Annotated in this window: 7 protein-coding genes; 1 reads left to right on the forward strand and 6 read right to left on the reverse strand. The window is 28.0% G+C overall.

All coding sequences use genetic code 4. The features are described 5' to 3' along the window. Positions 1–779: 779 nt before the first annotated feature. The 4 genes from KQ878_RS04290 to KQ878_RS00370 all read right to left on the reverse strand — a co-directional run bounded on the left by KQ878_RS04290 (position 780) and on the right by KQ878_RS00370 (position 12,891). Positions 780–2,789, reverse strand: coding sequence for a S41 family peptidase (locus tag KQ878_RS04290; RefSeq protein ID WP_216505110.1), 2,010 nt, complete (start codon positions 2,787–2,789; stop codon positions 780–782). Then, a complete protein-coding gene (locus KQ878_RS04295) occupies positions 2,762–5,119 on the reverse strand; it encodes a leucine-rich repeat protein (protein WP_216505111.1) in 2,358 nt (785 codons plus the stop codon). The genes KQ878_RS04290 and KQ878_RS04295 overlap by 28 nt, the downstream gene beginning before the upstream one ends. Beyond that, positions 5,106–7,358: a leucine-rich repeat domain-containing protein gene (locus KQ878_RS04300; RefSeq protein ID WP_216505112.1), complete on the reverse strand. Its 2,253-nt coding sequence runs from the start codon at positions 7,356–7,358 to the stop codon at positions 5,106–5,108. The genes KQ878_RS04295 and KQ878_RS04300 overlap by 14 nt, the downstream gene beginning before the upstream one ends. Before the next feature lie 1,747 nt (positions 7,359–9,105). Beyond that, on the reverse strand, positions 9,106–12,891 hold the full coding sequence (locus tag KQ878_RS00370) for a hypothetical protein (RefSeq protein ID WP_216567717.1): 3,786 nt from the start codon (positions 12,889–12,891) through the stop codon (positions 9,106–9,108). 454 nt (positions 12,892–13,345) lie between these two features. On the opposite strand from KQ878_RS00370, the gene KQ878_RS00375 reads away from it, so the two are divergent. Then, complete coding sequence (locus KQ878_RS00375) at positions 13,346–15,097, forward strand: MATE family efflux transporter (protein WP_216567718.1); 1,752 nt, start codon at positions 13,346–13,348, stop codon at positions 15,095–15,097. Positions 15,098–15,161: 64 nt separating this feature from the next. Here KQ878_RS00375 and KQ878_RS00380 read toward each other — a convergent pair whose 3' ends face one another. Both KQ878_RS00380 and KQ878_RS00385 read right to left on the reverse strand, forming a co-directional pair. Further along, the gene (locus KQ878_RS00380) at positions 15,162–15,950 is read right to left on the reverse strand and encodes a pseudouridine synthase (RefSeq protein WP_246778270.1); all 789 of its coding nucleotides are present in this window, start codon (positions 15,948–15,950) and stop codon (positions 15,162–15,164) included. Then, complete coding sequence (locus KQ878_RS00385) at positions 15,910–17,004, reverse strand: nicotinate-nucleotide adenylyltransferase (RefSeq protein ID WP_216505118.1); 1,095 nt, start codon at positions 17,002–17,004, stop codon at positions 15,910–15,912. The genes KQ878_RS00380 and KQ878_RS00385 overlap by 41 nt, the downstream gene beginning before the upstream one ends. Positions 17,005–17,006 lie beyond the last annotated feature (2 nt).

Raw genomic sequence — 17,006 nt, forward strand, 5'->3', positions numbered from 1 at the left:
GCACTATTAAACCTTTTTTGCAGAGCAACGTTTAATAAAATATTGGTATGTTTATTTGCTTCTTAATTGAAGTGAGCAACCTTCATTGCAATTTCTTCTAAAGCTGATTGTTAAATGATCTTTATCTTCTTTTTTGATGAATTTAGAATCGTAACCTATCTTTATTTATGATAAAAAGAATTAGATAGTCAGATAATTTATTAAGCGCAAGCTTATTTTTTGTTGGCGTGATTTAATTTAATTAAAATTTCATTTTTTTGATTCGTCGTAATTTTGAAGCAATATTTTTATGTTTTTTAGCCGCTAGTACGAAATTTTAATGACTTCCGCTTCTTTTTTAGAGACCGTTTTGTATTTTTAAAATAATTTTGTAACACAATTAATTTATTTATAATTTTGTTTTGTAAACTTATTTATCTAATTTTTCTTCAGTTTTGTATTTAGCAATTTTATAAATATTTTTGTCATTTATATCTCAATAAAATAAGATCAAAAAGTCTTTTTTTGTTTTAACACTAAGTGGACTTATTTTTTACATGACAATATTTACTCATTTTTTCATTTCTTTTGTTTAGTCGCTGAAAATTTTGTATAATACAGACACTAAATATTTTTGATTAAGTCAGCCAAGTAGTCAGCTCTTTTTTATCCATTTAACAAAAGATATAAAAAACGCAAGCTTTCACCTGCGTGCTAACCCACCATTTTTTTACACGTCCATTCTAATTAGGAACTACTTTAAATTATGAATTTACACAAATTATTTACGACCCAAATATTTAAGGGTTAGGAAATTCCTTGTTATATAAATGTTCTACAAATCTAAAAATCGACTTCATTTTTTCAATTTTTTCTTCCATTCGTTCAAGTGAGTCTTGGTCCATTATTTTATTATTTTCTATTTCTATTTGATATTCCTTGCGTTTCTTTTTGTTGATAAATTTTAAATATTTTTCAATATTTTTCGCCTCGTTTTTTCACGCAGAAATTTTCGTACTTCTTAAATAATTGTCGTATTCTTGTTTCCCTTCCTTAGGATCTCTTATGTAGGCACTAATTACATCATAATTCATGTATGCTAAATAGGGAATTTCTATATCCACAGCTACCCCATTTTGTGTGTACGGTAATTGATCTTCGTCCGCGATTTCCTGTTTTGATGCGGCGATTCAGGCATTATTTGATGATATCTCCAAACTAGTGCCATCAGGTAGTACAATTGGTAATATAGAATACATTCCGCCACCTGATCTGTTTCCAATTATTGTTGCCAATTTGCTTGTTTTCGCAATGTGTGCAAGCAAATTGGCAGCACTAAAAGTATTAATACCAGTTAAAATGTATCATTTATAATTTGGATATCCATCTCTCATGTCATATTGGCCATCTTTATTAACATCAACTCTATATTTTGAATATGATAACTGCTTATTGATTGTTTCGTAGAAGAAAATTTGCTGGTCTTTGTTAGTTAAGAAACCAGCAACTTTTTCCATCGCTGCAATTGAACCGCCACCATTAAGAGACAAGTCCAAAATTATTTTTTTAATCGGTGTTTGATTTTGTCTTATTAACTCTATTGCTTTATACATTTTCTCAAAACTATCATGCTCGTGCTTTGCACCTTTCATTAAGTTATCATTTGAACCGACAACAAACTGATCTAGATATATTATCGCTGTGTCGTCATGAAAACTAACAAATTTGTTTTCGTGGTTTGAAAGAACGGCGCTACGAATTTTTTTTAATATACCTAACCAAGCAATATATTCATTAACTTTTTGACTTCTAGTCGCCCCATAAGGGTTTGCTCTGTAATTTTCTGGATGATAATATGATCCAGACTGTATTGACGAGTGTAATTCATTTAGGTGTTCGTAGAAAAAGCTTTCATAAGCAGATGTATTGTCAGCGATATTGATTGATAGTAATTGTTCTTTTAAGCCGTTTTTTGTAAAATACTCATCAAAATTTTTTACATTATTTTCTTCTAAAAATTTACCTCTAAGACCATAAAAATTGTCGAAGACAAACAAAATAAAATTATAACTATTTATTCTAAATTTCTCTGTTTGCATTTTATTGTTCAAAACACTATTCATTATTAAGTTGTATTCTTTTGGATCTATATCTTTGTTTATAACCGTGCTAACACCAACAAATTTTTCACCGTTAAAATAGATGTTGTAATAATTTTGACTGAAGAAAAGCAGATTAAATACGGAAAAAGGAAGGTAAATATCGTTATTTGCTGTTTCAATACTCATGTTATATTTACCTAAGTCTAATTCACTATATTTTTTATCAGCTAGTTTGGTGACTTTGGTTGATAGATATTCGATTCACTTTGTATAATCAATTGTTTCGGAACTTTTTAATACTTGAAAGGCGTCTAAATTATTTAATAAAATTTTGTTTTGCTTTGTGTCAAAAATTATTTCGTTTTCTCCGTTAACGTAATGGAGTTGATTCCCGATTCTTGCCTTAAATTTAAAAGACATAGGGTCTACCACTCCATTCATTTTTTTGATGAACTCGTTAACGTTTATATACATATCTTGATTTTTCGTATTTTTGAAAGTTTTTATTTTGACGTTGTTTAATTTATATTCGCTTGAATTGTTGGAAAACTCAAATTCTTGGTTAAATTCTAAATTATTTGGCAGTTTTTCATTTTTATTTGAAATGTTAACGCAAGATATTGTTGCAACCGGTATCGTAAACAATGAAGCGAAGACAGAACTATAAAAGAATCTAAGTTTTATCTTATTTTTATTATTTCTTCTCATTTGTTAATTTTTGAACCTTCGTATTTATTTTTTTCTAGATCAAAATCAGATTTAATTGAATATACATTTGGTAGTTCTTCATCACTTTGAATGCTTATGTTATCGGTAGTTAATTCAAAATTAACAATTTTTATAAGCTTAGTTAATTCATCAATCTTACTTTGAGTGGTTATTAGTGTATCATGTGAATTATATTTGCGTTTAAAAATGTAGTCGCTAAGTATTTTTAATAACACCTGATCACTTTCGTAATTTTGTAATCCCAGTATAGTTTTTAACCTAGTTTTTTGTTGAACATTTAATGTATGCACTTTCAATTCCACCATATGCTTAGCAATTAAACTAAGGTATTCAATATAATATTCAGAATTTCTCACAATTTCTCTATATTTTTCCAGTAGTTTACTTAATTTAGTTATTTTTATTTCTATTTCATCAAAATTATTTTTGTTTGAGTTATATTTTAGATCTTCATTACGATAATTATTTCTAGTTTCACTGCTCAATTTTTCATCTTTTTCAACACTTTCATAAGAAAATTTGTAGTTAAGCAAGTTTATTATTTGTTTTAAACTTGTAATATTCTTATCAATATCACTCAATTTTTTATTTTTTGTTCAAGAGTATTTGTAGTTGATAAGAAAGTTTTTAATTTCACTCATAATAGAATTATCATTATTGTTATCTGCTTGGGTTAAACTAACTAATTCTGATTTCGCCTTTTCGCTAATATTTGGATAGTTATTTACAGCAACCGTTGCTATATTTTGTAAATATGAAACATATAATTGAAGTTCTTTAATTCTTTTATTTTTAATGGCTTCTAATTCGTTTATTTTACTTCGTATTGAGTTTTCATCTTCAATTTTGATGTTTGTTGATAATATTGATTTTAATTTATTTTTTTGAGTAACACTGGTAACATAAATGTTTTCCAATTTTGGAAACAAATCCATTGAAATTACTACACCTACTGTCGAGCTTTTGTTCGTTGTTATTAAATCCAAATCAAAATTTTCTGGAATAGATAATGTTTTCAATTCAGGTAAGTGGGTAACAAAAGTATTCAATTCTTCTGGTAGTGTCAAATCAGTAATTAATGTGTGTCTAAATCCGTAAAATTTTTTTAGTGTGCTTGGTAATACCAATGAATTTATCGAAGTTTCATCAAAACCTGAAATTTCTATAAGACCTTCATTCAATGTTAAGTTTGTCAATCTATTTGCATTATTAAAAGCAAACTCAACTATTTCTGTTCCTTCCGGTAAAACCAAATCCGTAATAAGTGTCCTATCAAATCCACTGATTTTCCGTATTGTTTTAGGGAGAATCAGCGAGGAAATTTTCGTATTAGAAAACGCGCCTCGACCTATTGATTCGAGTTTATCATTAAATTTTATATTTTCGAGTTCATAGTAATCTTTGAATGCATCTTGTTGAATATATTTAACTTCTGGCAATAATTGAATACTAGTAATTTCATTATCATACAATGAACTCACCATTTTTTTTGTTAATGTTGTTGATTTGATGTCTCTTAGTATTTCACCTACTTTTACTTTTAGTTCATTTTCCTTTTGTCCATATGTTTCTTCATTGTAATTTGATTTATCTGCATTTATTTCATTTGAAAATAGGCTTCTTATTTTATTTTGAATATTTAAGTATATTTCATCATTTCCGAATTCTCTCTCAAAGTCATTGATTATTTTTGAACATTTAGATAGATATAGTTCATATAACTCTTTATTGCTTTTTTTATCCAAAACCATTGCATTTTCAATAGCTAATTGCAGGCTAGCAGTTGTTTTTATTAATTTGTAATAATATCTTAAATCATCGTTTGTAATACTTTGGGCTTCATTAATTGCTGATATTAATAATTCTATAGCATCAGGTTTAGTTAGTTTATTCAACGTAATTTTTGTCTCAAGCAATTTCTTGTTAAATTTATCCACGACCAATTGACGCTTTGCATCAATACTAAGATTATTGTATTTTTCTGTTTCTTCTATAATTTTTTTTAGTCTTTCTCCTGCTTCTACCAATTCTTTAACTGTCTTAGCTTCATGGAAAACTTTGGTTGCTTCATCTATTCCCCTTGCAGATTTAATGAAAGCCTCATTCCCCTCTTCAGAACTATAGGATTTATGTTTGATTTGGGCATCCTCAATTATTTTTTGCAATTTTTCCTTTTGAATTTCCAACTCCGTTTTTAGAATTTCATTGTCATTTTGTGTATCGTCAGTTTTATCCTTACTGCAGGCTGTCGAAACAAATGGAATTCAAGATATTGAACCTCCGATAAGTATTAGTTTATTCTTTTTCATTTTGTCCTTTCGAAAAATCATTATAAAGAATTTGTTGATTTCTAATATCCTCAATTCATTCTTTATCATTTATTAAATATTTACTATAAATATTTAATAAGTTTAGCCGAGGTCAATAAGTTTTTGATATTTCAGCATCTTTTACATATTGTGGTAATGTTAATTCCTCTACACCTGTTTCACTAAAACCGGAGAAACTTCTTAATCTTGGAGGTAATGTAAGTGTGTTTATTTGTGTTTGATTGAAACCTCCTATTTTCCGTAACGTTGATGGTAATTTTATCTCATTAATTCGAGTAAAACCGAACCCATATAATTCTTCCAGTCCTTCAGGCAAAACAATATTTCTAATTTTTGTGTTATATGTAAAAGCGTCGTTGGTTATTTTCTTTAGATTTTCGTGTAAAATAACCGAAGAAATCAAGGAATTTTGACCACCAAAACCACCTAATATTTCTAAATTTTTTGGTAATTCAACCTCTTTAATTCCGGTGTCATTAAATGAAATTGGCAATATTTCCCTAACCGTTGAAGGAATTTTCAAAATTGTTAGATTTTTATTAAAACCGAAGCCTCCCAATACTTCCAAACCTTCATTTAAATATAAATTAGAAATTGGCGCCCTATCAAAAGAGGATTTGTAAATAACTTTAAGTGTTTTAGGTGTTTTTAAACTTGTGATATTTGTGTTTGCAAACCCACCCAATGATTCTAATTTACTAGGTAAGGTTATTTTTGATAGTCCCGTTTCATCCAAAGTTTTAGGTAAGATGTGTCTAATTGAATTCGGTAGATGTAATTTTCTTATATAGGTCCCAGCAAACCCACCGAGTTTTTTTAAATTAATTGGTAGATTCAACTCCTTTATTTTTGTGTTATCTAAGGTCCCTTCTTCAATAATTTCAAGGCTATTTGGTAAGTTTATTTTCTCAATATTTCAATTTTTGAATCCACCAAGAGAAATGAGATTAGTTGGTAATTTTAGATCAATGATCTCATATTGAATATCGCTTTTTAAATCAAATGAATGAGGAGCTATAAACTTCACACTTTCAGGGATTTTTATATTTCTAATACCCGTGTTTGCAAATCCTCCGAGGTAAATTAATTTTCTAGGTAAATTTAGTTCAGAAATAGGTGTGGAATCAAATGAACCTTCATATATTTGTTCTAAACTTTCGGGCAATTGCAAAGAATTTATAACTGTTCCCTGGAACCCCCCCAGTTTTTTTAAATTATTTGGTAGTTTTAAATAGTGTATGTTTTTTGAATATGCCAAAGTGTTCGGATGGATTTCTACAACAGAATCCGGTATATTAATTTCGCTAAAATTTGATTTCTGAAATCCCCCAATTTTGATTATTTTCTTAGGTAATTCAATTGATTTCAATCATTCCAATTCGTTGAAGCTATTTTCAAAGATCTCGACCAGATTGTCGTTGAATTTTATTGACCTCAGGTTTGTATTAGAGAAACCGCCTATTTTTTGTAAATTCTCATTTAAAATTAGTTCTTGTATTGGCGTGGAATCAAAAGAGTGTTCATTAATTATTCTCAATGAGTTTGGTAAATTCAATCTACGAATTGAAGTGCGTGCAAATCCACCAATCTCTTTTATATTTGAAGGTAACTTCAATGTTGTAATTTTTGTATCATTAAAACTATTATTGTGTATTTTTTCAATGTTATTATCTAACTGAATATGTTTAATATTACTTCGGGCAAACCCCCCTAAAATTCTTAGAGAACTAGGTAAATTTATTTCGGATACATCAGAATCATCAAACGCATTTTCTTCAATTTCCTCTAGCCCCTCATTAAAATCAATTTTTTTTACTAAGGTTTCTTTAAAACCGCCAATTTTTTTAAGAGAATTAGGCAAAGTGAGGGTGTCTATTAGTGTATAGTTAAAACCATTCAAGTATTTAATTCCTTCAGGTAGTTCGATCATTTTTATTGGTGTATAGTCAAATGCTCCCTCTGCAATGCTAACCAATTTTTTAGGAAATTTTACTTTTGTCAGTTTGTAAAATTTGCTAAATGCATTTGGTCCAATTTCTGATATATACTCAGGTATCACAATTTCACTAGAATTTTTATCAAACATTTTAAGTGCGTCCCGATCGCTCAAAAATTCTTTTCTATCATCAGCTTCATTGCTATCGTTATCATAGCTACATGAGACAACTATTGGAAAAAATGACCCAATAGGCAATATTGATAACATTTTTAATTTCATATTTCTCCCCCTATGGAGAGGTTTTTATTTATTGGCAATTTAATAAATAAAAATATCCTCTATATTAACCGAAAAGGGGATATTTTTTAAACAAATTCGTGCTACGCATGAATTACCATGATCAGCACATAGGTATAATCTCAGCCTTTTACAGCACCCTTTTCATTAATATTATATTACTTTTGCAATCAAAGAAGAAAATATTTTGGATAACGAAAAGAGAAATGATAGAGTTATTTAGCAATTTCATAGTGTAGTTGTGAAAATTTTGTGTATTCAACGCATTTAATTTCATTGATTTCAGCATAACATTTATTGTTTTATTACATTTTTTAGGGATTCAAATTACAGACTTTGTGAGATCTGTTAGATATTTTTAGAAAAATAGATTAGTTCTTGTAACTAGATAGTTGTCAATAATTTTGTATTACTTGATTTAATACAAGGATGTAGTACGTTTTGGAGTTTGTTCGGTGATATTTATTATTTAAATGTGGTTTACGCATTTATATTTAGTTCTTTAAATGATTGGATATTTTAATAAACCCTGCTGGGTGCAATTTTTTTTGAAACTTTTGTGCGACTCGGAAATATATTTATGACTATATTGAACTATATTTTGAGGTCTATAACATCTGCATTCAATTCAAAATATTTTAATAATTCTTTTCTTTAGTTTACCTCAAATTCTAGTTTGAGTTAGATAGTGAATTAATATTTCGCTCTACCAATTTAACAAAGTCTCGTCGTCTCGGAAAATGAATCTCATAAGTGGTTTCAAAAATTTCAACACTTCAAAAATCATTTGATAGGTGTTTTACTATGAAGGTTCTCAGACACTCTTTCCTATTTATTCAGTATGAATTGAAGTCCTTTAGTAGGTATAACTATCTATTTTACATTTTTTTGTTCATCCGATATCTAACCATCCTTCACGAGTTTCATTTTTTAAATTAACATCATCTTTGCCTCATCTGTCTTAAATACATATTTATCGCAATTCTTATTAATTTCTACAGGCACATTTACACTTTTTTTATCAAAAAGTATGATGTTTTAATGGTATATAATAAGTAGACCAAAATATACAACGGTGTATTTCCAATTCTCTATTCTTATAAATTTCAATATCTTTTTTTGAAGTTACTAATCATGTTTGACAATATTTCTTTTGATGGATTTTACATATTTTTGTCAATATATCAACAATTTTCTTGTAGGTAAATTTCTTGCAGAATTGCAATAATTATGTTATTTACGTCATCAGTTTCAGTTTTATTTTCAAGATATTTATATTTGGTTCGTCCATTTCTATCCCTCAGAATTGAAATAGTAATTATCCGCCATATTTTGTCATGATTTTCTAATATAAACTGTTTCCACTATTCTTAACTTCTCTTGTTCTTTCACCCTCATTAAAGCCGGTTTGTTCATCAAATTACTTTTCATTAAAGAGTTTATTGCATTAAAGTTTAGTTACATTATCTACTTTATCTAAATAATCTTAGTTTCGTGATTAATTTGATTTTATTTTCGTATTTTCAATATCCGTGATTATTTTGTGTATTTTTTTGTTTTGATATACTAGCCATTTATGGAGCGTTACTTTTTTACGCATTTTTTAATAATTATGAAATCCAGAACCAAAGTTCTTGGTTTCATAAAATTATTTATGAAACTATTTAAATTTATTTGCATCATATAACATTAAAAAAAATCTTTTACCTTGTTATAGTAAAAGATTTTTTTAATCAGAAGCAAAATTCAACTTGTCTAAGGATTCAATTTTGCTTTTAATAAATTCGCGATTGTTATTAATAAACATATTTAAAGCTCTATTTACTTCAGTATCAGTCATCTCAACAGTAAGAGAATTGATAAACATCACAAGTTTGTCTAAAACATCCTTGATTTTATCGTAATTTTGTGCAATATTCATTGTCACAAACAAAAATAATTGTTTATTATAAATGTCCCATCCAAATTCATCACCTATTTTTTTCAAAACATTCCCATCAACTTGTAATAGTACATTGTAGATAATATTTGACAAATATTTATAAACTTTGTCATATCTATTTTTAACATTTTCTATTGTTACATTACTATAGTCGGAATAGTTGGAAAATTTTGATAATTTATTAAGATCGAATTTATCTTTTGATTCATCCATTTTAAAATGACTAATGAAAGTATTGAATAATTTACTTTTTAATGAATCAAATATATTACTTACCATACTATTTAAGTCTCTAAATTTATTCTTGTTTGATTCTGATAAGGAAATACTATTAGCATAATTGTTATTGTCGCTACGACCTATATGTATATCATCTTTGAACTGGTCTAATAGATGTTTTTTTGAATCTCATTCACTTTTTCACTCGGCAGATACATAATCGTTAAAATAATGATGAGAAGAAGAGTACAATGTATCCGATTCACCATATTTTTGTATAAAACCATACTTTTTATCGGCGAATAGAGAGTTGAGAATTACATTATCAGAATTGTTTTTATTATATTCGGTAAATAACTCAATAAATTCATTTATGCTATAACCGTAAGATCCAAATGGTGCAACGGCCACCATCAATCTTATGTATTCTCTTCCTTTTTTGGATAGCTCATCGTAAAAATCGGCGTCGGAAATCGGTTTTAATGCGTCTAATCTAACTTTGTAATTAAATGACAAATCAGTCTCATTATCAATTTTTTTAACAATTTCTTGAATAATAGATTTGTTTTCATCTAATTGTGTTTTTAATACTTTTAAATCAGGAATGGCGGAAACTTTTTTAATTATATCGTCAATATGACTTAGTAAGTTCACGATAATATCTTGCCGTTCAGATTTATTAGCTGATGTTATTTTTCCTAAAAATGAACTACTCATATTATTAAAATCATCAAACAAAATATTTTTTAAATATTCATTTTGGCTTATTTTCTCACCATAATTACCACTTTTAAATAATTCAATATTTTCTTTTATTAAAGGATATAAACTATTTAAACGAGAAATATTAACATCTGTAATTGTATTAATAGCTCTCTCACCAAGTCCAAAAAATCTATAATTAAATCTGGATGGATACTTGTTATACAATAAATCATTTAATAAAAATAGGTTTATTATTTGCAGCGTTAACTTATTTCGTGAGTCATTTTCGTCAATTGTTTTTAATAACTGTTCAAGTTTATCAACATCAAAATATATTCCTTTAACATTAAGTTCTTTACATTTATAAATAGATGATTTTAGTTCTAATAAAATGGTGTTTAAGTCCCTGTTTTCATCAATGCGATAATCAGAATGATCTAAGTTATTAACAAACATTTGGTATTTGCTTATAAAATCATATAATTTATTTTGCTTCAACTTATTTAATAGTTGTTCCGGGGTCATAAGTTTTAATGGTAAAGTGTCTAAAAGCTGATGAAATTCAATAAAGATATTTTTTAAACTATCTTTTTGTATTTCGAAATTATTTGAGATTGGTAAATCATCTACCAAACTCCAAAGTTGTGTTGGTGCTCTATAATACTCATTTGAATATCCAAAACCAGGATCGTATTCAATCATAAATGAAAGAAAAGAAAAATCATATAAATTTCCATTTGTGAAAATATAATGTGCCAATTCTTGAAATGAACTGTTATTCATAATATACGAAGGAAAAAGTGTTTTTTTAATATTTTGGAATGTATTAAAAATGGATTTATCAAATTTTTGTTTTATTAAAATCTCTATTTCGTTTAAAACTTTATTTAGGTTGTTTTTTTCGGTTTCATCTTCGATTTTATCCAAATAGTTAATTTTGTTGTTTGGGTCAAATATAGCATTCAGATATACATAAGTAACATTGTCATTACTAAACTGAACATTGTTTTTACGTAAAAAATTAATCGAAAAATCCACAGCTTGATTTATATCTTTTATTTCTTGTTCGGAAATCAATTCTTTTAAATACGGATTAAAAACGAAATTATAATTATTATTAATTCCAACAGATGGATTGTAGTTATCCTCGATATTTTTATAATAATAAACCGGTACGTTGCGTTTATCTCACATGAAAATACCAGGATAATAACTTGATCGATCGTGGCATTTAGAAAATTCCAACACTATTTTATTTATTGAGTCTATATAATTAAAATCCTTAGTTACTGTTGACTTTTTTGCCTCAGTCTCAACCAAATTTAAAATCACATCAGAATTAATAAGATAACTTGTTCCTAGGTTATAGTCATATATATCTTTCAATACATTACGATTAACAATAGTGTAAAAGTACGAACCGTAAAAATGTTTGTCTTTTAAATTGACAACCCTTGGATCTGTTGCTATTTCAATAAAATGGTTGAATTTATTTTGATAATATTCCTTGGCTTGAGCTAAATATTTTTGAACTTGATCACTTCATTTCGCGTTTGGCCCGCTTATGTATTTAAATATAGAGGGGTTAATTCTAAGATTACGAAACAAACCGACAGGAGGATCGACATGAAAAATATTAACACCTTCAAGTTTATTTGGTTTGTTTGTAAATTTGATTGTTGAATCTACTAATTGATTATATATTTCACGAACGTTACGAGCAGGGTCTTTAAGTTGTTGTCTAGCCAAAATCACAGCTTCTTTAATTTCATGTCTAGGTTTTTGGTCGTCTTCAGCCAGTTTAATTAATTGATTAATTTGATTTAGATAAAAATCGTTAACTGTGACGTCTAAACTACTTACATTTTTATTGTCCAGAATTTTGTTTATAGTTAATACCTTAGATTTGTCACCAACAACAGAAACCGCTTTATTTATATTTCGTATTGTCTTGCGTTTTAAATTTAAAATTTCGGCATCATTGACAATATTATCTATTTGGTTTTTGTTTTTTATTAGATTTGGCAATAATCTAATTTTAAATTTAGAAACATCCTCCTTAGTTAAAAAAGTTAGTTGCTTAAGTAGATTCAAGGTTTTTTCTAATTCAATTAATTTATTATCTTCATTTTCTTTCTTTATTGTGTTAATGAAATGATCTAATTCTTTCGAATTTTGATTTAATAATTCCTTCATTTGTTTGCTTAGCAATATTTTTTTATTTTTCTCAATAAACATTAAATTATCAATATTGAATCAATCATATTTATTTTTGCTTCGTGAGTTATTTAATAAATGTGCTGAATCAACAACCACATCAATATTAGTTTGATCGATAATCAAAGTTGGATCAATTTTCTTTATAAACTCTTCAATTTCAACTTCGGTTAATCTATCTAAATTCCTAATCTGTTTTTTTGCTTCTGTTATTTTTTTAAGTTTATTTATTTGATTGAGGGTAACATATTTATCATATTTTTTAGCCATTTCAAACCGATTTTTACTATTTTTAATATCTTTAATTGCACTAGGTTTATTTATAAAATTTAGGTTATTTATTTTGTAATAATCAATTATCGCTAAAATGGTTACGGATGCCACAGAAATTGTTGCAGTTGCAACTATAGATTGTATTATTTTTCGTTTCATATCTCAACCTCGTTCTCTGAAATTTCGAATTTCACATTTGTCATAATTTATTTAAAGTATTTTACAATAAAATTCCTAATTTTTATAAAGTATTTATTAATGTATTGAAAAAATAATTGCGGAATTAACAGGAAGTTATCATTGATGTATAAAATAATAAAAAAATAAGCCAAAAAATAATAAAATACAAGAAAATAAATTCCTTAATTTTACGAATAACCTTTAAATAAGACTTATAAGTTCACAAAAAATTTTTACGTTGCTTCCATAATTTGTATAAAATAAGAATGCATTTAAATACACGTCGTTATGACTTTTGTCAAAGCAAATATTAAATAAACAATCCAAAAAAACAATCATTCACGACGTTTTATATTAAATACCAATAAATCAAGTAATTTATTGTTGCTTTTTTTATTCGTCAAATTTAAAATATTAGAAAGGAGATTCATATATGGAGAATGAACAAAGAAAACACATCAAACAAGATCGCGCAAACAGATTATTTGGCAATACTCCAATTAAAAAAGCTATTTGAATAGTTGTTATTCCTTCACTTCTTACAGCCTTGATGGTTGGATTGTATTCGTTCGCAGACACCATCTTTATTCAACAATTTGTGCCAAAAACAAAGATAATTTTTGATACAAATACTAACCCTGGAGAAATTTACAATTTCTTGCCTTCCTTAAACATCCGTCACATCACACACGATGAATATTATACTTTATATGAAAAATATAAAAATATCGGGGCTGGTATTCCAGAAATCAACGGTAATTTAATAGTCTCAACTGCTAATGCTGCATTTCAACCATTAATTGTATTTTCGAACTCAATAGTTTTTTTGGTACCGGTTGGAGCAAGTATTTATTATACGAAATGTATTGGTAAAGGATATGAATTTACTGGTAAAAACCTATGAGCAACTATGTTTTGAGTTTGCTTTAGTCTATCGCTTTTAGCGACATTGATCTCATTTACTCTTGTTGGGTCTGGTTTAATAGATTCGTTAGCAGGTCGTAACATTGTTGACCCTAATGTCGTAAAAGACGCTAATGAAAGAGAATTACTTCAAGCATATTACGATGCTGCTCACAATATGAGTGTTTCATGAGCTAGTCAATATGTATATATTTATGCATCAGGAACTATTATTCAAGGTTTAAGCTTATTCCTTTCTTACTTTATTAGAGCTGAAGGGTATAACGTTTATACAATGGGGGTTGGAATCGGTTCTAACATTATAAATATTTCGCTTGATGCTGTCTTTATTATTGTCTTAAAACAAGGTGTTTTAGGTGGTGTTGTAGCCACTATAATAGGTTGAACATTCAACTTATTAATGTATGTGTGATATGTAATTTACTTAAATATAAAAGGTAAATCGTGATTGGACTTTAGAAAATTATTTAAATTTAAATTTAATAAAGCACTTTTGGGTCCTACATTTTTACTTGGAGCTAGTGGGTTTGTTCGTGGTTTTGGTACAGCGATAGCTTTTGCGGTATTAAACTTACTATTTACCAAAACTTCATTCTCCTTAAGCGGAAGCTATCAATTCTATTTAGCTAAATGTATGCCCGTTTTATTCCTATTCGTAATGGCAATATTTGGAATAAATGATGGTGCAAGATCACTATTATCATTTAATTACGTAAAACGTGACTTTAAAAGATGTAGAGAAATATATATATGAACATTAATAGTTGCTGTAACTTATGCAGTGTTGTCATATATTTTAGTGACTGCAACTGCTGAATCAGTCATTGTTAAAGTTTTAAATACTACTGATGATACTAAATATGAGGTTGCAAAATTCATGAGAGTTATGATGTTAAGGATTGTCTTTTTGTCATTCTCAATTTCATCAGTCTTACTTTTCCAAGGAACAAACGATATTGAAAAATCATTATTATCAGTCTCAATGGAAAATTTCATTTGTTACCTAATAATTGCACCACTAAGCTGATTAATCGGTTCGTTAATATTCCGTTATACCGGAAGTTATGAATGAAGCAATTACGCAATACTTATTGCATTCGTAGTTAACTCATTAATTTCATCAATGATTTTATTTGGTTTTTCTTGACATTACACAACTAAAAAACTTCCAAATATCGACCAAACCAAATTATCATGAAGCAGAAAAATTGAACATAAGTTTTTTGTTCAAGCTGCTGAGTATGAAAAACAATTTGCATAATAGAGCAATGCTCTATTTTTTTTACTAAATTTACTCATTATTCAATCGAAAACAAAAATAGAGATTACCCTATTTCGTTTTTATTCATTTTTTGCTTTTGAATTCTAATAATATTTTTTAAGTCTTTTAATTCTTTAAGAGTTAATTCCCGATAAGTACCTTCCGGCATTTTATCAACATTAATATTAGCAAATGATACACGCTTTAAATTAATCACTTTGTGACCAATAGATTCAAAAAGCTTTTTAACATGATGATATGAACCAACGTGCAATGTTACTAGATAACTTTTGTGCTCGACTTGGTCAACTATCTGCTTTGAAAGTTTATTATTTACCATTACTCCTTCATTTAACATTCTGAATTTTCTTAGTGAAAGTGGTTCATCAATACGCGCACGGTATGTTCTTGGTATTTCATATTTAGGGTGAGTTAATTCATTCACTATTTGCAAATCATTCGTCAAAATTATTGTTCCAGTCGTGTTGTAATCAAGTCTACCGACTGGAACAACTCTATAATCATTCGGTACTAAATCAGCCACTGTCTGACGCCCAAACTGATCTTTTGAACTAGATACAGTTTTTTTTGGCTTATTAAGTACATAATATACAAGTTTTTCAACCTTGTTTTCAATTAATTTACCATTAATTGTTACATTATCATTTTTAGTAACCTTAACGCCTAATTTAGCAACCACGCCATTGACAAGAACTTTTCCTTCCTTAATCATTTTTTCAGCTTCGCGTCTAGATGCTAAACCTGCCTGAGCTATAAATTTGTGTAATCTTATTTCTTCCATTTTTTCATCTCTATTCCATCCATTTATCGTAGATTTTTTGCTGTTCGGCATCAAAAACCACACCTTTAGATTTATTATATTCATAATTAACTCTAACCACTTGCTTAAAACCTTCTTCTAGATTATCAAGAGCTAATTGACGTAATTTTTGAACTCCACCAAAAGCTCTTCCATCGCAGATTTTGTCTGCTATAAATAAAATTTTGTCTAATTTAGTTAGATTGCTTTTTAATGTTGTGTGACACTCAATAGCATCAACAATTTCTTGGTCATTAATCATATATACATGTTTAACCCACAATGAACCACAAACCTGGTGCAACTTGTGACGCGGATAAATTATCTTATCAAAACCATTTAAACCAAAGCTAGATATAAACTCTCTTGACGCTTGTTCCGGAACCTCTTTACAAATATCGTGAAAAAGACCTGCAAAATATCCTTGATTATAAGTTAAACCATTTGCTTTTGCTAATTTAGCACTAAATTCTGCAGCAGCCACTGAATGTTTTGCTCTTAAAGCAGTTAATGTGGAATGCACAATTTCTTTAGCAAAGAGTCTGTTTTGGCCTATAAAAGCATTGACCTTGGGGTCAGTGTAAGACAACATACCTTTTCTGATGGCTGTTGAGGATTCTACATACAACTCGTTATTAAGTTTTAGGAGATTAAATCTTTTAATATTTGTTTTATTGAAATTATTGCTTCGTTTAAAAACTACAAATTTGGCAGTCTTGGTGATTTCTTCAATAAATTCTCACTTATGTAAAGTAGGCAAGCAATCTGAACCAATTAGAAAAAACAATTCATCAAATTCGTATTTTTGAGCAAAATATCTAATTGTTTGGTAAGTATAACTTACTCCACCTTTCTTAATTTCATACTCTGAAATTTCAAAATTCTCTGGGCAACCTTGTATTGATAACTCTATCATTTTAATTCTGTCTTGAGCACTAACATTTTTTTGTTTTTTCTTGAATGGATTAGTAGCTGCAGGAATAAAAATTAACTTATCAAGTCCTAATTGTTCATAAGCATATTTAGCAATCTTAATATGTCCATTATGGACTGGATTAAAACTGCCTCCAAATAATCCTATTTTCATAA

It is taken from the genome of Mycoplasma zalophidermidis (genome assembly GCF_018913985.1).
Lineage (GTDB): Bacteria > Bacillota_I > Bacilli_A > Mycoplasmatales > Metamycoplasmataceae > Mycoplasmopsis > Mycoplasmopsis zalophidermidis.